At 37.6% G+C, this 19,065-nt stretch carries 17 protein-coding genes and 1 riboswitch; of the genes, 8 read left to right on the forward strand and 9 right to left on the reverse strand.

Going from position 1 to position 19,065, the window contains the following annotated elements:
- Window positions 1-43 precede the first annotated feature (43 nt).
- From NYE65_RS10765 to NYE65_RS10775, 3 genes are all read right to left on the reverse strand, one after another.
- Window positions 44-577, reverse strand: coding sequence for a YhcN/YlaJ family sporulation lipoprotein (locus NYE65_RS10765; protein WP_340860917.1), 534 nt, complete (start codon window positions 575-577; stop codon window positions 44-46).
- Window positions 578-631: 54 nt separating this feature from the next.
- Window positions 632-952 (reverse strand): quaternary ammonium compound efflux SMR transporter SugE, encoded by a 321-nt coding sequence (sugE, locus tag NYE65_RS10770; protein WP_034310082.1) that lies wholly within the window; start codon window positions 950-952, stop codon window positions 632-634.
- 48 nt (window positions 953-1,000) lie between these two features.
- Window positions 1,001-1,099, reverse strand: a riboswitch (guanidine-I (ykkC/yxkD leader).
- Window positions 1,100-1,139: 40 nt separating this feature from the next.
- Window positions 1,140-1,469: a DUF948 domain-containing protein gene (locus tag NYE65_RS10775; protein WP_063574734.1), complete on the reverse strand. Its 330-nt coding sequence runs from the start codon at window positions 1,467-1,469 to the stop codon at window positions 1,140-1,142.
- A gap of 118 nt (window positions 1,470-1,587) precedes the next feature.
- On the opposite strand from NYE65_RS10775, the gene NYE65_RS10780 reads away from it, so the two are divergent.
- Together NYE65_RS10780 and NYE65_RS10785 are read left to right on the forward strand one after the other, a co-directional pair.
- A complete protein-coding gene (locus NYE65_RS10780) occupies window positions 1,588-1,767 on the forward strand; it encodes a hypothetical protein (RefSeq protein ID WP_034310080.1) in 180 nt (59 codons plus the stop codon).
- A 392-nt stretch (window positions 1,768-2,159) separates the two neighbouring features.
- Entirely contained in the window at window positions 2,160-2,780 is a 621-nt protein-coding gene (locus tag NYE65_RS10785; RefSeq protein WP_340860918.1) for an RraA family protein, read from the forward strand.
- A 54-nt stretch (window positions 2,781-2,834) separates the two neighbouring features.
- Here NYE65_RS10785 and NYE65_RS10790 read toward each other — a convergent pair whose 3' ends face one another.
- From NYE65_RS10790 to NYE65_RS10810, 5 genes are all read right to left on the reverse strand, one after another.
- Window positions 2,835-4,802 (reverse strand): LTA synthase family protein, encoded by a 1,968-nt coding sequence (locus tag NYE65_RS10790; RefSeq protein WP_328177757.1) that lies wholly within the window; start codon window positions 4,800-4,802, stop codon window positions 2,835-2,837.
- Between the two features lie 1,078 nt (window positions 4,803-5,880).
- On the reverse strand, window positions 5,881-6,825 hold the full coding sequence (locus NYE65_RS10795) for a siderophore ABC transporter substrate-binding protein (RefSeq protein WP_412762734.1): 945 nt from the start codon (window positions 6,823-6,825) through the stop codon (window positions 5,881-5,883).
- 212 nt (window positions 6,826-7,037) lie between these two features.
- Window positions 7,038-7,796 carry an iron ABC transporter ATP-binding protein gene (locus NYE65_RS10800; RefSeq protein ID WP_034310071.1) on the reverse strand — a complete coding sequence of 253 codons (759 nt, stop codon included), beginning with the start codon at window positions 7,794-7,796 and terminating at the stop codon, window positions 7,038-7,040.
- Entirely contained in the window at window positions 7,790-8,737 is a 948-nt protein-coding gene (locus NYE65_RS10805; protein WP_340860919.1) for an iron chelate uptake ABC transporter family permease subunit, read from the reverse strand. The genes NYE65_RS10800 and NYE65_RS10805 overlap by 7 nt, the downstream gene beginning before the upstream one ends.
- The gene (locus NYE65_RS10810) at window positions 8,730-9,680 is read right to left on the reverse strand and encodes an ABC transporter permease (RefSeq protein ID WP_340860920.1); all 951 of its coding nucleotides are present in this window, start codon (window positions 9,678-9,680) and stop codon (window positions 8,730-8,732) included. Before NYE65_RS10810 ends, NYE65_RS10805 begins: the two co-directional genes overlap by 8 nt.
- A gap of 337 nt (window positions 9,681-10,017) precedes the next feature.
- Here NYE65_RS10810 and NYE65_RS10815 point away from each other — a divergent pair, with 337 nt between their 5' ends.
- Window positions 10,018-10,287, forward strand: coding sequence for a DUF1450 domain-containing protein (locus NYE65_RS10815; RefSeq protein WP_048688275.1), 270 nt, complete (start codon window positions 10,018-10,020; stop codon window positions 10,285-10,287).
- Between the two features lie 894 nt (window positions 10,288-11,181).
- Here NYE65_RS10815 and NYE65_RS10820 read toward each other — a convergent pair.
- Window positions 11,182-11,745 carry an HD-GYP domain-containing protein gene (locus NYE65_RS10820; protein WP_340860921.1) on the reverse strand — a complete coding sequence of 188 codons (564 nt, stop codon included), beginning with the start codon at window positions 11,743-11,745 and terminating at the stop codon, window positions 11,182-11,184.
- 1,293 nt (window positions 11,746-13,038) lie between these two features.
- On the opposite strand from NYE65_RS10820, the gene NYE65_RS10825 reads away from it, so the two are divergent.
- The 5 genes from NYE65_RS10825 to NYE65_RS10845 all read left to right on the forward strand — a co-directional run bounded on the left by NYE65_RS10825 (window position 13,039) and on the right by NYE65_RS10845 (window position 18,746).
- Window positions 13,039-13,728 (forward strand): WxL domain-containing protein, encoded by a 690-nt coding sequence (locus NYE65_RS10825; RefSeq protein WP_328177751.1) that lies wholly within the window; start codon window positions 13,039-13,041, stop codon window positions 13,726-13,728.
- Window positions 13,729-13,756: 28 nt separating this feature from the next.
- Window positions 13,757-14,452, forward strand: coding sequence for a WxL domain-containing protein (locus NYE65_RS10830; RefSeq protein ID WP_098185526.1), 696 nt, complete (start codon window positions 13,757-13,759; stop codon window positions 14,450-14,452).
- 95 nt (window positions 14,453-14,547) lie between these two features.
- Window positions 14,548-15,573, forward strand: coding sequence for a DUF916 and DUF3324 domain-containing protein (locus NYE65_RS10835; RefSeq protein WP_328177749.1), 1,026 nt, complete (start codon window positions 14,548-14,550; stop codon window positions 15,571-15,573).
- Window positions 15,560-17,884, forward strand: coding sequence for an L-type lectin-domain containing protein (locus NYE65_RS10840; protein ID WP_340860922.1), 2,325 nt, complete (start codon window positions 15,560-15,562; stop codon window positions 17,882-17,884). Before NYE65_RS10835 ends, NYE65_RS10840 begins: the two co-directional genes overlap by 14 nt.
- Before the next feature lie 178 nt (window positions 17,885-18,062).
- Window positions 18,063-18,746, forward strand: coding sequence for a response regulator transcription factor (locus tag NYE65_RS10845; RefSeq protein ID WP_328109643.1), 684 nt, complete (start codon window positions 18,063-18,065; stop codon window positions 18,744-18,746).
- The last annotated feature ends 319 nt before the right edge of the window (window positions 18,747-19,065 follow it).

Raw genomic sequence — 19,065 nt, forward strand, 5'->3', positions numbered from 1 at the left:
ATCCGGAATCCACCGGATAAGTCTTTACTTCTCAATTTCCCAATTATCTTGGACTTGGAAAGATCCGTGTTACAAGTTCACGGAACTCTTCAGCAAATCCTTCTACGGGTTTTCCATTCTCGATATCATTCGCATACCTATCCATTCTTTGAACAAAGTCCGGATTTGCCGACACATAAACTTGGTCTACAGATGGATCCGCTCCCCTTACTGTATCAGCAACCCTTTCTTTAAGGTCATTCGAGATATCCTTTTCCCCGCCGTCTTTTAATACTGCACCTACATAGGCATTATTTTCAGTCACGATGACATTTGCGTTACTTACTTCCTTTAAAGCTTCGACTCGTTTTGAGATATCCTCGGAGACCCTCATACCGTTTACGCCATTATCATTATTTTCATTATTGTCATTATTGACATTTTGCCTTGTGTCGCTTACATTCATCGGATTATCCAAATTATCCTGATGAGTACGATTCAGGCCAAGGTTTTCACTGGCGTCTTCGTTATCATTCGTTCCACAACCTGTAATCACTAGAGCCATCATTGCACTTGATACTATCGCTTTATAGTTCATATTCTTCACTCCTCAAATATCATTTAACATTACTATTTGCGAGGAGTGGGCAGATTATTCAGAAGAGGTGACCTTCAAGCCGATAATTCCAACCAAAATAAAACCGGCGAATACCAATCGCATCGCATCCTTAGGCTCGTTAAAAACGATGATGCCTACCAGAACAGCCCCAAGAGCCCCTATTCCCGTCCAGATTGCATACGCTGTTCCCATAGGCAGAGTTTTTATCGCCGATGACAAAAAATAAAAACTAATAACCATGCCAGCAATCGTTATGATAGAAGGTAATAATTTCGTAAAACCCTCGGTATACTTTAGACTTGTCGCCCATACCACTTCAAATAATCCTGCAATCACCAATTGAATCCAAGCCATCCTTTTCCCCTCCAATTACAGAAAAAGCCCGGGAGGTCATCTTTCATAACCTCCCGGGCTTTTTTCCCTCCGTGTACGCAGATTCCTGCGCGTTTCTCTTGGACCATTCCGGTAACATTCAACCGAGGAACCCTAGAAACATAGTATTTCCATACTATATCATGTACATTTCAGATCGGTCAAACACTTATGCATCGCTTCTGTTTCTAAGCTTCCACTTGTCACCCTTTATTGAAAACCAAATATTCTTAAAGGGTTCAGGTATTTCTTTAGCCGCCTCAACCGTATATTGGACAGCCTCTTTTTTATATTCAACATCTTCAGTGATTTCCTGCTGTGTCATGGCGAGTTGGTCCGTTTCCGATTTAATCTGGTCCGTTTTGGCCTGGATGCGTGTAACGGTTTGAGTCACATTTTCAATTGTCGGTTTGGAATCCTTAAATGTTTTAAAAGCAAAAAACGCTAAATAAATAATCGATCCTATAAAGAGGGCAAGACTAATATATACAATGATCACCTAGATTCCTCCTTTTATTTTACCTTTACTATACCCGTAATAATTGAGCAGAAAACGAATCCCCATGTATTTTCTTTTATGCCTGGTCATATTATTGAAAGTAAAAGGAGGAATGAAAATGAATCAAATGCCTCTTCTTAAAGCCTGTTTTAAAGCTGGAATCCACTTCATTAGACATATGACCATACAGCAGGCTGCCACGATTGCAGGAATCATTTTTTTAATCATTCATCCAGAAGTTTTCAGCCCCCTTTGGCTTACATTGGCAACATCTGTCTTGATTCTGCTCCTGCTTTGAAGATTACAAGTATCCCCTGCACACTGGCTGTATTATGGATTTCTTCGCTGACACCCCCATCCAGATCAGAAAAAAACCGAGGATATGCACCAACATTCTACCCTTGCTTCTGAAGAATGTTCTTCTGTACGGATCAAACTGCCATGGAGGCCCGACCATTAATATCGCTAGGACTGTTCCTATCCTGGATATCAATCTCTTCAAAGTTTAATCAATCGATTGATTAAAACGGAATTTGCCTTTAACCCCCTTGTGACAGCTGAGCTTCCCTCCCCCTTCAGATGTTAATTACACTACACTTACCATTTTATCAAGCTGAAAACTATTAGAAAATTACGAAATTTGTGTATAATTAAGCTATATTCATTTACTCTTAAGGAGGAATCATAGTCATGGATAATCTTATTCAACAGTTCAGGAATTTGCCCACCACGGCGATTTCAGATGCAATGGAAGGGTTAAGTAATCTTGATTCGGCAATAAAACCCTTAAAGGAAGAATTTCGTATGGCCGGACGAGCTTTGACCGTACAGATTCCCGTCGGTGATAATTCTGCCGTGTTAAAAGCGATCGGTGAAGCCAAGCCTGGGGATATAATTGTCGTTGACAGCAAGGGTGATACATACCGTGCAATAGCAGGAGACTTTGTTGTCGGCATGATGCAGACCATGGAAATAGGCGGCCTCGTAGTCGATGGGGTCATTCGCGACCTTGAAGCCATTAAAGAATTGAATTTCCCTGTATTCAGCAAAGGGACGACGGTTGCCTCTAGCGGCAAGACAGGGGTAGGCGAAACCAATGTGCCCATATCATGTGGAGGTGTCACCGTATATCCAGGGGACATCATCATAGGGGACATAGATGGAGTCGTGGTCGTGCCCAAAGATAAGGGTGAAGAAATCCTGGTCAAAACAAAGGATAAAATCATGAAAGACGAACAGCGTGCCGAAAAATACGCAGGGAAGCCTGATGAAATCAGAAAGTATATTGCCATGATGACCAATAAAGGATGACGCATAAAAAAACAGGCAGGAAGCGATGGCTTCCTGCCTGTTCTTTCATTAGCCTTATTTATCGGACTTTTCTTCCTTAGAACCTTCTTCATCATATGTGTAATCATAATCAGCTGGATCAATCGGTTTAAAGCCGTTTGGAGTATAGAAACGGAGTAAGTCGCCGTTCACTACTTGGTCGGATAAATTGAGCATCGTTTCAGCTCTCGTTTTATAATTGAGGATGGCATCATTTTCCTCGACCAATTCTCCCGTTTTAGTATCGTAGTATTTCCCTTTAATGGAAGTGACATCCGGTGTTACAAAATCACCATTCCTGAAAGGTACCACTTCATTATGATCTTTTGACAATAAATCGGAACCGAATTGTACATAATCTTTAGATTCAATTCCTAACAGATGCAATAAAGTCGGGAGAAGGTCAATCTGTCCACCGTATTGGTGCATTTCCCCGCCTTCAACACCTGGAACATGAATCAATAATGGTACACGTTGCAATTGGGCATTCTCAAATGCGCCAACATCCTTGCCAAGCACTTTTGACATGGCTTCTTTATGGTTTTCGGAAATACCATAATGATCACCATACATAACGATTACCGAGTTATCATATAGACCGGATTCCTTCAGATAATCGAAAAACTCTTTAAGCGCCTCATCGGCATAGCGTGCAGTTTGGAAGTAACTATCAACGGAAGCATCGCCTGTCGTATGCTTACCGATTGTTGCTTTTTCCTGGTCCATTGCATATGGGAAATGATGAGATACCGTTATGAATTTTGTATAGAAAGGCTGTTTAAGCGTTTCTAACATTGGAATCGATTCCTTAAAGAACGGCTTATCCATTAATCCATAACTCAGTACTTCCTCTTTATTTTCCATATTATAATGGTTTGCATCGAAGAACTGATTAAAACCTAGAGACTTATACATATTATCCCGGTTCCAGAAAGATTTGTAATTACCATGGAACACAGCGGATGTGTATCCTTGTTCTCCTAAAATAGCTGGCGCTGCTTGATACGTATTTTGGGAACGGTTTGTGAATGCTGCCCCCTGCGGTAAGCCGAACAGGGAATTTTCAAGCATGAATTCGGCATCCGCCGTTTTCCCTTGGCCTACTTGATGGAAGAAATTATCAAAGTGCATGAAATCTGATTTATCATGTGCAAGTGAGTTCAAAAATGGAGTTACTTCTTCCCCATTCAACTTATAATCGATAAGGAAATTCTGCATTGATTCCAAATGCAGGTAGATGACATTCTTGCCTTTGGCTGCACCAAAGTACTCAGGGTTCGGTTCAGCGCTTGTTGCCTTCGTATAGTTGACGACTTCGGCGATATCCGTGCTGTTTGCAGTCGCACGCTGGGCGTATGTTTTAGTATTCTGAACGGCATCATAAACCGTATAGTTGAACATGCCCAAGTATTTGACGATATAGTTCCTGTCGAATGTTCTTGATAACAATTGCGGGCGATCCTTTTCAGCAAGTCCCAAATTGATGGCGAAAATCGCCAGTCCCGCTAGGTAAACCATTCCAACTGTACGGCGTTTGACTTTGAAGTCTTCCACTTTAAAGTCTTTGAATCTGTACAACACGATCAAAAGAACCGTATCAAGGAAATACAATACATCATGGCCTTTGAATAATTCTAAAATACTCGGTCCCAAATCCCCGGCGTTTTGCACTTGCGTCAAGGTTGGCAATGTAATGAAATCGGTAAATGACCGGTAGTATACAATATTGAAGAATAACCATAAGGACATCAATAGGTTCAACCTGATAATCCATTTAAACGATTTTTTGCCTCTAGCCAATAGTGCCAAGCCAAAGAATAAAATGGCTGAACTGATCGGGTTTATGAATAGCAAAAACTGTTGCAGGCCATTTTCAATACCTAAGTTAAATTCAACTCGATATCCAATATAAGTTTTAATCTGAAACATAACTACTGCAATAAAGAAAAAGCCTAGTATGTTATCTGCAAATAAATGCCGGCTTTTTTTGAGAAAATTATTCATGCTTTCACCTCTATTAATCTAGTGGTTTATTTATATAAATTCTTACAAACTTACAAAAGACGGAAAAACGGAAACCTTATAATAGCATTCTTTCACTTGGATAGTCAAGATTGTGAAAACCACCTTTTGTCACATCCATAACTCTTATCCAGAACACTTCTTTAGCTTATGAACAAGCCTTTGAAAAAATAACAGAGTTCCGCCCGTCTCGAATGTTCAGCGGACCTATAACAAATATATAGGAATTACATGTCTTAATCCAATAAATATTACCGTAATTTTTTGGTGTGACTGCGGATGGCAGTCACTAAATATTTTAACGTCCTTCAGGCTTTTACCATTATAAACGACTCTTTATAAAAAAACCAGCACATTACAAAATATGTAAAGATATAAACCTTCAATTATTGAAAGCTATGGTTATATCCCAGGATTTTTTTCCCGATAATTCGACAGTTGAAATGGATTGCCGGATACGTGGATGCTTTTCTCATCCACACTTTTGATACCCCGAGCCTGTAAAAGTTTGACCCGTTCAATATTGCGTCCTGCCACCCTTAAATCCCATAAAGTAACAAATGGATTGCACGAAGTATCGACATCATTCCCCTCCGGCTTTTTTATTCAGCTTTTTTCAAATAATTTTTCCTGAAAAATATTAATCCACCGAATTCTCCCCGATAATTTGAAGTGGAGATCATATTATTTTTATCATCCATAATAGATGAAATTTCCCAAATTTACATAAATTACGATTTCAAATCCCTCCTGGTACCGGAAAGGATGCAAAAGACAATATAATAGGAAGAAACTGAATTTTCCATTTTGGCTGGAGGGTCATATTCTTACGATTGCAGCCCATATAAGCCATCGCGATGGCAACAGGCGGGATTATAGACCTTGTCCTTTCCATTCCCCCTTGATTGGGTTGTAGGCGCCTTATTATAAGCTTACCTGTGTTTTACAGGAATTCCTTTCTTCCTCTTTGTTAGTATATTTATTTCATCCAGCTTTATTATAAAAAATAAAAAATCCTGCCCCTCGATCGAGGACAGGATTATCTTTAATCATATTTAAATTACTTAATGCCTTCTGAAACTTCTTTAACCATGGCGTCAACAGATTCTAAACCGCCGCCTGATAAGTACCAGTAGTTAGGGTCTAGATAAATGATGTTACCTTCTTTAAATGCCTTTGTATTTTTTACAATGTCATTTTCAATCGTTTCTTTTGCTGCAGCTCCATCACCTGCAACCGCATCCCTATCTACAACGAATAGGTAGTCAGGATTTTTTTCAGCAATGTATTCGAAAGAAATACTTTGACCATGTGTCGATACTTCCAATTTATCATCCACTGCAGGTACTCCGAATACATCATGGATGATTCCAAATCTTGAATCAGGTCCGTAAGCACTTACTTTTCCGCCGCTGGAAAGAACGATTAAACCAGTTTTGTCAGTCGGGGCTTTTTCTTTCAAAGCGTTAATGTTTTCTTCAACACTTGCCAATTCTTTAGCTGCTTCGTCTTTTTTATCGAAGATTTTACCCAAAAGTGTAACGTTTTCTTCAAACGATTCCATATACTTTGTTGTATCCACACCTACAAAAACAGTAGGGGCAATTTTGCTTAATTCCTTATATGCTTCAGATTGACGGCCAGAAATAAGGATGAGGTCTGGAGCAATTTCGTTGATTTTTTCGAAGTCAGGCTCTTTTAATCCACCGGCATTTTCAGTTGTACCTTCATATTTAGAAAGGTATTCCGGAAGTCCATCATGAGGGACGGCTGCTACTTCCACGCCTAATTTATCAAGAGTATCAAGAGTACCCATATCGAATACAACGACTTTTTCAGGGTTTGTTTTCACTTTCGTTTCGCCTAGTTGGTGCTTAACCGTAATTTCTTCGCTTTTAGCACTTTCTTTTTTCGTGCTTGATTCTTCCTTTTCCTTATCCGATCCACAAGCTACAGCCACTACAGCCAGCATTGCAACCAAAAGCAGTAAGGATAATTTCTTAATCATTATGGTCACCTCGAAAAATTTTTTTATTTAAAATTACATATTGAATCCTCACCATCACAGAGTTCACCTTCAACACTTTTCCTGCCAGATGAACAGGAGGCGGTTAAAGTCATGGGCGCCCGCCAACTCTTAACTGCCTAAGAAGCGTACGGGGTGGCTTCTGGACGGCTATGAATACTGAAGTAATTTAAACCAATTTTGGAATTGCCTTATGTGAAGTACACACAGATCTTATTGTCATTGATACTTTGGATTTCAATATCCATATCATAAATTTCCTTTAATACGTTGGAATTGATGACCTGTTCGGTAGGTCCATTATGAACAACCTTGCCATCCTTCAATGCGACGATATAGTCGGAATAACAGGATGCAAAATTAATGTCATGAATGACGATGATGACTGTTTTCCCCAATTCATCGGCCAATCTCCTCAATACCTTCATGATTTGGACGGAATGCTTCATATCAAGATTGTTCAGGGGTTCATCAAGAAGCACATACTCCGTGTTCTGAGCAATGACCATGGCAATGAAGGCCCGCTGTTGCTGCCCGCCGCTAAGCTGGTCAAGAAACTTATCCTGCATGTCAGCAAGTTCCATATATTCAATCGCTTCATCGACGTATTTCCAATCCTCTTTCGTCAGCTTTCCTTGTGAATAAGGAAAACGGCCAAAGGCTACGAGTTCACGAATCGTTAAACGGATATTGATGTGGTTAGCCTGCTTTAAGATGGCAATCTTTTTCGCAAGTTCATTGCTATTGAATTTCCCCATATCCTTACCCTCGATAAGGACTTCTCCTGAATCCCGGGTAATGAGACGGCTGATCATCGAAAGGACGGTACTTTTACCCGCTCCATTGGGACCGATGAAGGATGTGATTTTCCCTTTCATTATTTCAATGGAAACATCCTCGACAACCGTTTTATTATTATATTTTTTGAATAAATTTTTCACTTCTACCATGATTTATTCTCCTTTAATAGAAGATAGATGAAATAGACACCGCCGACAAAGTTGATGATGACACTTAAGGTCGTGGAAAACGTAAAGATCCTCTCTACAATGAATTGGCCGCCGACCAAGGCAATCACACTGATCAGCATTGCACCCGGGAGGATATGTTTATGCTGATAGGACTTAATGAATTGATAAGCCACATTTGCAACAAGCAATCCGAGGAACGTGATCGGACCGATCAAGGCAGTCGAAATGGAAATTAAAACCGTAACGACGATTAACACCCGCTTCGTGACAAAATCATAATCCACACCCAAGTTTATGGCTTGGTCCCTCCCTAGGGACATGACATCTAAATACTTCAAAAATCTCATGAAATATATCATTGCCGCAATCATGAGGACAATAGCTAAGGTTAACAGGTCCGTGTTGACATTATTGAAGCTGGCGAACATTTTATTTTGAATGATTTGGAATTCATTCGGGTCAATCAATACCTGCATGAATGAAGACATGCTGCCGAATAAGGTTCCGAAGATGATACCGATCAGCAATAGGAAGTAAATATTGCGGTTTTTCTTGAACATGAACTTGAACAGCAGGCTTGCAAAAATGAGCATGGCCGCAAGTGTAATCAGGAAATTGAGATTTTTATTCATGATCATGATATGCGTTGAACCGAAGATGAAAATCACTCCCGTTTGAATCAGCATATACATGGAGTCCAACCCTAAAATGCTTGGCGTCAGGATTTTATTATTCGTGACCGTCTGGAAAATCACTGTTGAAAAAGCAATTGCACAACCTACCACGATGATGGCGATGATTTTTATGACCCTTCTCGGAAGTGCATAATCCCAATTCGGGCCAAGGTCCCAAAAGATATAACCTGCCGTTAAAGCAGCTGCAAGAACAGCCAATACAATGATCCTACTCTTATTATTCATATGCCTTTCTCCTCAGTATCAGATAGATAAATACGGCGCTTCCTATCACACCAACCACGAGTCCGATCGGGATTTCAAATGGATATATAAGGATCCTGCCCAGAATATCGCAGACCAATAGGAAGACTGCCCCTAGCAAGGCTGTATGAGAAAGACTCTTTTTCAAATTGTCACCAAGGTAAAGGGATACAATATTTGGTACGATCAATCCTATGAAAGGAATCGTTCCCACCGTTAACAAAACGACAGTGGAGGATAATGCCACGATGATCAATCCAAAATTGACTATAAACTTATAATTGAGTCCTAGATTGATAGCAAACTCCTCTCCCATCCCTGCCACAGTGAATTTATTGGCAAAGAAGTATGCGAGAATGACTAGCGGGATACTCAGATATATAAGTTCGTACCTTCCCGACATGATCATCGAGAAATCACCATTCATCCATGTGTTGAGGCTTTGAATCAAATCATATTTATAGGCAAAGAAAGTCGAGATCGATCCTACGATATTACCAAACATCAAACCAACCAATGGAATGAAGATCGTATCCTTATATTTAACTTGATCAAGAATTTTCATGAACAAGAATGTACCTGCCAAAGCGAATATGAAAGCGAATGCCATTTTCTCAATAAGTGCTGCCGATGGAAAAATGATAATGGAAAGAAGAAGTCCCAGCCTTGCAGAGTCCATGGTACCGGCAGTCGTCGGGGACACAAATTTATTGCGGCTCAATTGCTGCATGATTAGACCGCTTATACTCATCACAATACCGGCAATGACTATGGTCACCATTCTAGGGAAACGGCTTTGCAGCATGATTTGCACTTTATCATCACTTAGATTCAATAAATCCAGGGGGGTAATATCCTTTACACCAATGAATAATGACGTAAACGATAGAACAATTAACGCCATGACTAAATATCTTATCTTCATCTACATTTCCTACTCTTCCTATCCCACTTTAATACAGCGATAATATTTTTAATTAAATATATTTGAATAAAGACTATCATTAAGTCACCTATCGAAGTGGGACTCATTAAGTTGCAATAGTTACAAGGATCTTCCATTTGTGATAATGAGATTCATTATCATCCATTCTTATTCTATCATTTCTTGGACATGTGTCAATATATACAAGGGAATTACTTGATATTCTCACGATAGTCCAATTGTAATGAATTCGGATGAACCAACCATGCATTTCGTTTCAGGAAGTGATAAAATCAAAATAACAAATATTTACTCTTATAATGAAAGAAGCGATATGATGAAAAACTTGTTATCCAAAGTGTTCTCAAAAAAGGCGAAAATCCAGATTGAATTTTGCCAAAATAATCTTGACCGCTTCCTTAATGAACAAACAATTGCCGATTATGGTAAGTTCTTAGAGAATCCAAGGATTCAATATAAGGAATATGAATGTTTGAGTGAGTGTAAACTTTGTAAGAAAACCCCCTATGCGAAAGTGAACGGCCAGATAATGAGTGGCGAAGATTCACAGGATCTTTTAAATAAGTTATATGATGAATTGAAATGATACGGGTTAAGCAAATAGCTTAATCTGTATCATTATGACTTTCCACCTGTAATTATATAGAATACAGGTGATGAACATCTATTAAAAGGATTGCGAATTTTACCATGGAATATTAATCTAGTCGTTACTTCCTGTTCACCTACTTCAATTGCTGCAAAAGCGAAGTCAATTCTAATCATACTTCTGCTTTTGTTTAATAATTAACCTATCTCACCAATCCTATGAAATGCTCCCCCGAAATTCTTATAAAATCCACAATCCATACCTTCCATTTCACCGTATATGTATGCTCCATCGCTATCAGCCTTCCCATTTTTAAACTAGTTCTATATATAAAGGGAAAGTATTGCTATTGGAGGGGTAAAGCGCTTTTCATTCAGTTACTCTCTAGGGAATGAAAAGAATAATTAATTTCGCTTGTTAATATGAGTATCAAATTATATTTGCTAAGATAGTGAAATTCCCTAGTGTAATCAATAAACACACGAGAAGCTGATTCATCAGGAAATCCTTTCTTTAATCAGGTATGTTCGTATGCCCCTTCTACTTCACCACTTTAATTGACCGTGAAGGTAATTCCTCCCTTGTTCCTGATTTCAATTCGTACGGAAGGAACTTTCCTTAATGACCTCGCAACCTGTTCGAAACACCCGGACCAAAGATTCCGGAATTTTGTTTGCTCCCTATGTTTTACCTTAACTTCTTCCCCCCCTCTAAATTGAAGCCATTCCATCTGAAGGGCTCCATTGTCTTTAAGTAATTTTTTCTTATATATTCTGATTTATTGATTCTTTAATATTTTTTGAATTTCACGCATGCTGACACTTCTTTCAATTGAGATTACTTCTAATTAATAGATTTCCTTCCCTTACCATTGATATGCTGATTGGAATATCATAGTAGGAGTTGGCAAGCCTTCGTTTCATGGAAATTTGTATAGGATAGTGCCAAGTCTTTATCGTAATGAATGTCACTAAGAGATTTAATCTCTTGAATTATTTGGTATTGGTCTTTTGGATTTTGATAAATACGTCCATATAACATCGTATCGTAAGAATCAATAATTCTGATAATCCTAGAAAGAAGAGGTATATTTTTTCCTTTCTTTCCGTAATATCCAGAACCATCAAAATTTTCATGATGAAATAAGATTACATCTGAAAACTCTGATGGGAATTGGGGGATGCTTTGTACTATTTGTGCTCCGTAAACTGTATGGTGCATAATCTCATCATATTCGAGTTCTGTTAGTCTTTCTTTTTTATTTAATAATTGTTGAGGAATTTCTAATTTACCAATATCATGAAGAGCTCCTAAAATAAAAAGAAATTCTTGATTTTCAATTCCCAAATAACGTCCGAAACCACATAAGTCATTCCCCACCCTAAAAGAATGGCAAGTTGTCACTTTACAGTGCTTATATAAATTACATATTAATTCTTGTGTAGTTTCTATCATTCCGTACTCTCCTTATTAATAATCTAAATATGAAGTAGATAGAATAATTGAGTATTATTTATTAAATGTTAGTAAATAATACATCAATTAAATTTATCACTTCTTAAAGAGTACCCCTTCAAAATTCAGACAATATATCTTTGTTGAAACCAAACAAATTAAAATTGGGACGTATTTTTTTGTAAAGGAAGTATAATTGAATTACCTAATCCAAAAATCCATCTGTTTTTATGGCAAGACCCCAAAAAAGAATTTACATATATGATCTTAACTGTAGAGAAGTTTTGGTTAAGTTTCTATTTGCCCATCATCCCACATAGTTAAAAACCTCTAAAAGAAATAGGTAAGTTCCGCCGAAAATAATCGGTCAAACTTACCTAAAAAAATAAGGGGTCGAGGGTATGTGGAAATAAGTATAAGACATGAAAATACCTATAGTATTTCTTTATTGGAGCATACTACTTCATATTAGATATATTTTTAAAGATAGTTTGTCCCAAAGCAATTGTCCTCTTATGTACTTTTTTCCGATTAGTCTTATGCTAATTGGAAAAGTGTCTCCCCCTCCCCCCCTTCAGCTGTATCTTCTGCAAATCTTTCGTGTTGCTCCTGACCAGACAAGTATGATCTCAAAACCTTCGTTTTATAGTCCTGTTCAACATTCTCATAAGGCATCCATTTAACTCTTTCAAAAACAAGCGAAAACTCATCAAAAACAACTTCAACAAATTTCCGTTTACAAAAACAGCCCAATAAATTTATTTAGACTAGAGTATATGCCGTTTTTCGAAACTATTTATTAATGTCAAATCCCCTTTTCGTAACTTCTAATAGTGTTTCCTCCTCTTGAAATATAACTTTTTTGAAACAATAATTTCATTCTTATCATGATCATTCTAAATTTCATTTAAATAAGTGAATTATACTTCTTATTCCCTCTTTAGCCTTCTAGCGTTAAATTTATATAACCCGAAAAATCACAACAGTCCTAAGTCATTCAAAGTAAATATCAGTAGGTCTAATTTCTTATACGAAGTCTCACAACCCATTTTTGAAATTAGATCTAACGATTTATTTTATAAAATGTAATTAACACATGACATTCCTTTTATCCTACAGACTACTCATTTCCTCATTGAACATAAATAACTGCAAGGAGGGAAAAACAACGGGAAAACGAGGAGTTATTAGTAGAATTGGTAACAGTGTTTTATCGAAGCACTGGGTTTTTCATCCAACTCAAAGGCGTGGTCATGTTCAACATACATTAAAATTTAAAAGGGGAAATACAAAATGAGTATCAAAAAAGCCTTAATTAAAGGACTAATGTCCTCAGCAGCATTACTGTTATTCGCAACACCTACATTGGCAGCAATCGATCCCAATGCAGTGACAGGAAGTACAGATGGCCTTGGAGCAACTTCTCATGGTCATATTATGATAACACCAGGAGACGAAACTACAGGACCAACCGATCCAATTTTCCCAAGTGAACCAGGTGGTGAAACAGGTAACGAAGGTTCATTAACGATTGATAATGTTTCACCTTTAGAATTTGATACCCACCAATTAGCGAGTGGTGCCGTAGAATATACAACTACATCCATAGATCCTAACGCACAAGTAACCGATAAGCGTGGTACAGGTGTTGGTTGGGCTTTGCAAGTTGCAACTTCACCATTTATGGATCAAACAGATGGCACTAAAATTTTAAAAGGTGCAATTGTTACATTACCAATCGGCGCTGCTGAGACGAATCCAGGAAATGTTTCTCCACCACCTGAACTAAGGGAAGTACAATTAGGTACGGATAGTGGAACAACTAATCCCCAAATCCTTATGAGAGCTGATATGAACACAGGATTAGGGACTTGGGTAGATAAATTTGATCCAAGCAGAATTAAAATTTCTGTTCCATCAGGAAACTTAGCAGGGGATTATGTATCGACTTTAACTTGGAGTCTAGTGGACGCTCCACAATAATAAATAAACGAAATAGGAGATTAGAAAAATGAAAGCATTTAGTCTATCAGCAGTAGGCAGCATTATTTTGGCCGGAACACTTCTTTCAACAAGTTCAGCAGAGGCGGCTGTCATAAATGATGCAACTTCTAATAATTATATTGGCTTTATTGCAGATGAGGGACCGACTAATCCAGTAGATCCTACAAATCCGGACAATCCTAATCCACCAAGTCCAATTGATCCGGAAGATCCAGGCAATGGTGGTACTGGAAATGCTGGGGCTTTAACTCTGGACCATGTCTCAAATATCCAATTTGGAACACAAAAAATCATGAGCGGAAACACGACTTATCATGCTAAAAATAAGGATCCCTTTGTACAAGTTTCAGATAAACGCGGAACGGGGGAAGGATGGTCTTTGACGGCAAAGGCTTCAGAATTTAAAAGCGATTCTGGAGAAGTCTTAAGAGGAGCTATTTTATCATTCAAAAATGGACAAGTGAAATCACAAACCAGTAATGTTTCCACACCACCAACTGCTAATGATGTTGTTTTTGATAATTCAGATTCCAAAGTACTTATGTTAGCTGAAGTAGATGCAGGTCGCGGAACATGGCTAGATGTTTTTTCAGGTACCGAAGGCGATAATAGTAACGTACAATTAAATGTTTTGGCGGGATCCGCTGATGCTCAAAACTATACGGCTACTATGACATGGGAATTATCTGACGCACCGAAATAAATTCAAATTAAAGAAACTTGGCTTAATTAATTATTTTAGCCAAGTTTTTTTTGAAAAATAACATCATGAAATTAGAGATGTGAGGGATAGAAAAAATGAAAAATATGTTATCCATTATGGTTTTAATATTATTGACTGGATTGGGGTTTGTTTCCACTAATGAAGTGGCCTTTGCTGGTACTATGGAGTATTCAGTAAAAGCCAATATCCCCAAAAACCAAATTAATAAAAAGCTTACCTATTTTGACTTGAAGATGTCTCCAGGTTCAAAACAAACAATATCTTTAACCGTTAAAAACACTTCTAGTGAAGAAAAAAAGATAATGATCGAACCCAATTCAGCTATTACCAATCAAAATGGAGTGATCGACTATAGCAAACATGGACACAAAAAAGACAGCTCATTAAAATATGCTTTTTCTGATTTGATATCTCCAAAGCAAGAAATTGTAATAAAAGGAAAAGAAACAAAGAAAGTGCCCTTTACTATTCAAATGCCCAAAGAGTCATTTGATGGAATTATTCTGGGTGGATTCTATGTTCACGAAGTAAATAAAGAGGAAAAAAAGAAAAAAAATAATAAAGTTCAAATCAAAAATGAATTTTCGTATGTGATTGGCGTGAAATTAACCGGAACGGATGAAGTTGTGAAGCCGAAACTAAAGTTAAATGAAGTTCAAGCAGGGTTGATGAACTATCGTACGGTTGTTACTGCGAATTTACAAAATACCGAAGCTGTCATAATAAATAACTTGGATGTAAATGCACGTATTACGAGGGAAGGAAAAAAAGAGAAGCTCCACTCAACGAAGAAAAGTAAGTTATCCATGGCACCGAATTCTAATTTTGACTTTCCTATTACCTGGGATAATCAAAAGCTGGAACCAGGTAAATACCATCTATATTTAACAATTACAGACGGTAATCAAACATGGAAATTTGATAAAATGTTTGAAATTAAAGGTGCAGATGCAAAAGCGATAAATAAAACATCAATTGAAGTAGAAAAAGATTATACGTTCCTTTTCATAGGACTAGCTGTGTTTATTTTATCATTAATCATCATTATCATTATCTTGCTGAAAAAGAAAAAAAGAGGGGAAGACAATGAAGAAGAGTAACAGGAAATTTCCTCGTGCTGCCCTTTCCGTGATGTTAGTAATGGGGTTAATTCTACCAAGTCCCGGTTGGTTGGCCCCTGCACATGTTAAAGCAGCAAATAACGGAAATCCTCCATTTAAAATTGATTTGACTGGTATATTCGTTACTCCCGCTACCGGTTCAAATAGTTCCGTTATAGGAGGTAATATCGTTCAAGTAACCCCTGATACCGCTAATCAAAAGGGTGGTATCTGGTCGACTGAAGCTAATAAAATGGACTTAACAAAAGATTTTAAAGCGTCAATGTATATCTATTTCGGGAATCGCGGAGCTAACGCAGCAGATGGTATGGCCTTTGTTATGCATAATGACTCAAGAGGCACAAATGCCATATCACCTCACAGTGGTTCGGGTCTTGGAGTTTATGCTGGACAGACACATGGGTCATCCAAAACGGATGGCATTCAAAAAAGCTTTGCTGTTGAGTTTGATACCTTTATAAACAATAATGTGAACGATGGTTATTTTGATACAAATACAACCAAAGGGGCCCATGTTGCTTGGAGCTACCCAGGTCAAGCTGAAACTTATATCGATTACTACACAAGTTTTCAGTATAGAAGAACGATGAAACATAATAACATTGATGGTCCAAATAATGGTGCTCAATATCCTGGCAATTTATCGAATGATACCTGGCGTAAATTCACCATTAATTGGAATGCAACAACTTCAACACTTACGTATCAATTAGAAGGTCTATCGTCTGTTAGTATCCCAATAAATGTACAAGATATTTTTGGTGCAGATCAAGTCTATTGGGGTTTTACTGGTTCAACAGGATCTAGATATCAGAACAATCGTGTTGCATTTGAAGAAGTACCAGGGCTAGTAAATGCAGAAGTGAAAGAAACAATTACGAGAAAAGATGGTGCTGTTGTTGACAATGGTGCCCTGGCCAATAATGGTGAGGAACTAACCTATACGATAAACGCGAAGTATCTTTCCGGCAAACAGGATTGGACCGATATTATAGTAAAGACTTTTTTAAATGATCATGTTTCCTATGTTCCTGGCTCAATGGCAATATCATCAGGGGACGGCTCAGGAGAATTGGAAGATGGTTTTTGGACGGGACAATCTTTAGCAGCTAGTATTCCTAATATGAATACCAATCGGAACGATGTGACCATTTCCTTTAAAGTGAAAGTCAATCAAGTAAAGGTAAATACGCCAGTTACTGAGACAGTTAAGTTTGAGGGGAGTAACTATATAACGAATACGAATCCAGTAGATTATGTCATACAAGCTAACAATGTACCTGAAGTGACCATAAATGAAAAAGGCCCCATTCATTTAGCTGTTGGTGAAGATTATCAAGCAAAAGGAACTTGGAAAGATTCTGATGATTCCACAAATACCTTGTATTATGACTTAAATGGCGAGTTGCTAAAAACCGAAGTGCTAGACAATGGAGGTTCTACTGAACCGGTAGATTGGAGCTATCTTATAACATCGGATCAGTTAAAATTAGGAGAAAATAATCTTCAAGTCACAGCAAGAGATGGTAAAGGCGCTTATTCAGTTTCCGCTAAGTTGAAAATCATTGTTGAAAGTCCTCCAGCTATTACGTTAACGGATGCTAATCGGGAAATTCCTGTTGATTTTGGCACTGAGTATACGATGAGTGGCAGTTGGAACGACCTTGATAGTAATCTAGTTGATTTATATTATGCAGTGGACAGTAATACCCCTGTAAAATTTGCTTCTAATGTATCAAATTCTACTAACAAAGGTGAGGACATTAACTATCAATACAGCATTCCGGCAGATCAATTGTCTTTAGGCATGCATCAAGTTTCAGTTTATGCTGTAGATGATACGGGTCGAAAATCAAATATTGAAGTAGTGAACGTCAATGTAACGGGAAAATTAAGTTTCATGAGTGTAACTGAAAATGTTAGTTTTGAAAATATGAAAGTACCAAATCAACCAACCTATTCAAAAAGAAATGATGATTGGGAGATTCTTGTGAAAGATACCCGTGGATTGGGAAGTTCATGGCGTCTCACAGCAACATTAATGGAGGAATTCTCTGATAGTCAAGGGCATTTTTTGAGGGATGCATTAAAGTTTGTTAATGAGGATGGAATTGAAACAACAATGGCGCTTGGAGCTGAGACGAATGTTTATGAAATGATTACACAGGATGAACAAAATATATCGATTAACTGGGAATCGGATAAGGGTATACTGCTAAAAATTGATCCTTTTGTTTATATAGGTAATTATACCGGGAAAATTAATTGGAATCTAATTGATGCCCCATAATAATATAGAGGGAATTATTCGGTTAAATCGTAACTTGAAGAAATGATATGAACTGAATAGGTTCCATCCAATTAATACGTAGGACAATCCGTATACTTGCTTCATTTCATTGTTACGAATAGTTTTAATAAACGTTTTAATAATATAGAAAATTAGAAGGGTAGGAGGAGCTGCCTAAATGACTACCACAATTGCGATTATAGATGATCATCAACTTTTCCGAGAAGGGTTTAAACGAATCCTTGAAATTGAAAAATCTTTTCAAGTTATTGCCGAAGGTGTAGATGGTATCGAAGTAGCTTCTATTGAAAAAGAATATAAGCCAGACGTTTTCATAATCGATATCAGTATGCCACTAATGAATGGACTCGAAGCAACACGCAAGCTAATCGAAAATAACCCCAATACAAAAGTAATGATCTTATCCATAAGTGAAGATGAACATTATGTAACCGAAGCACTTCAAAGCGGTGCAATAGGTTATCTGCTTAAAGAGATGAGCGCAAGTGAACTTATTGATGCTGTTCATCTTGTTGCGGAGGGCGGTTCTTATTTGCATCCAAAGGTAATCAACAATATCCTAAATGAATATCGAAAATTAGCTGAAAAACACTTAAGAGAAGATGAAGCTTTTGAGCAATCTCTTAAGCTTTGTCGCCCTCTCCACCTGTTAACGAATCGCGAATGTGAAGTCCTTCAATTGCTTACAGATGGAAAAAGCAATTCCCAGATCGGTGAAGCACTTTTCATTAGTGAAAAGACTGTAAGAAGTCATGTCAGCAGAATACTCCAAAAAGTAAAAGTAAATGACCGTACTGAAGCAGTTATCCATGCGATTAAAAATAACTGGGTCAAAATTTAATAATAGATCAGGACTTTTAACTACGAAAGTTAATGGTTGAAATAATGTAACAATCACCTGCCTACTCTTTAGCAGGCCACAAAAAAAGAAAAGACTATTTGAGCACTTACTTTATGTAAGTGCTTTTTGCTACACATTCAGTCATGATCACCATCTTCTTAAAAGTTGGGGATTATTCTAAGTTTTTTAGTCAGAAAGAATAATACCTTAAATAACGGGGTGTGAGCCAAAAGCGGGACATTTTTTTATAATTTTCTGAATATTCACCAAGGAGAAAAGGTATTATTAAAAAAACGGGACTTAGTTACTATCAATAGAG

It is taken from the genome of Peribacillus sp. FSL R5-0717, assembly GCF_038002945.1.
Classification (GTDB): domain Bacteria; phylum Bacillota; class Bacilli; order Bacillales; family DSM-1321; genus Peribacillus; species Peribacillus frigoritolerans.

Coding starts and splice junctions, on each gene's coding strand:
- NYE65_RS10805 (WP_340860919.1), bottom strand. CDS start 8,737: ATGAATAATAAGAGTAGGATCATTGTATTGGCTGTTCTTGCAGCTGCT.
- NYE65_RS10785 (WP_340860918.1), top strand. CDS start 2,160: ATGGATAATCTTATTCAACAGTTCAGGAATTTGCCCACCACGGCGATT.
- NYE65_RS10810 (WP_340860920.1), bottom strand. CDS start 9,680: ATGAAGATAAGATATTTAGTCATGGCGTTAATTGTTCTATCGTTTACG.
- NYE65_RS10840 (WP_340860922.1), top strand. CDS start 15,560: ATGAAGAAGAGTAACAGGAAATTTCCTCGTGCTGCCCTTTCCGTGATG.
- NYE65_RS10780 (WP_034310080.1), top strand. CDS start 1,588: ATGAATCAAATGCCTCTTCTTAAAGCCTGTTTTAAAGCTGGAATCCAC.
- NYE65_RS10825 (WP_328177751.1), top strand. CDS start 13,039: ATGAGTATCAAAAAAGCCTTAATTAAAGGACTAATGTCCTCAGCAGCA.
- NYE65_RS10820 (WP_340860921.1), bottom strand. CDS start 11,745: ATGATAGAAACTACACAAGAATTAATATGTAATTTATATAAGCACTGT.
- NYE65_RS10800 (WP_034310071.1), bottom strand. CDS start 7,796: ATGGTAGAAGTGAAAAATTTATTCAAAAAATATAATAATAAAACGGTT.
- NYE65_RS10815 (WP_048688275.1), top strand. CDS start 10,018: ATGAAAAACTTGTTATCCAAAGTGTTCTCAAAAAAGGCGAAAATCCAG.
- sugE (WP_034310082.1), bottom strand. CDS start 952: ATGGCTTGGATTCAATTGGTGATTGCAGGATTATTTGAAGTGGTATGG.
- NYE65_RS10790 (WP_328177757.1), bottom strand. CDS start 4,802: ATGAATAATTTTCTCAAAAAAAGCCGGCATTTATTTGCAGATAACATA.
- NYE65_RS10845 (WP_328109643.1), top strand. CDS start 18,063: ATGACTACCACAATTGCGATTATAGATGATCATCAACTTTTCCGAGAA.
- NYE65_RS10835 (WP_328177749.1), top strand. CDS start 14,548: ATGAAAAATATGTTATCCATTATGGTTTTAATATTATTGACTGGATTG.
- NYE65_RS10830 (WP_098185526.1), top strand. CDS start 13,757: ATGAAAGCATTTAGTCTATCAGCAGTAGGCAGCATTATTTTGGCCGGA.
- NYE65_RS10765 (WP_340860917.1), bottom strand. CDS start 577: ATGAACTATAAAGCGATAGTATCAAGTGCAATGATGGCTCTAGTGATT.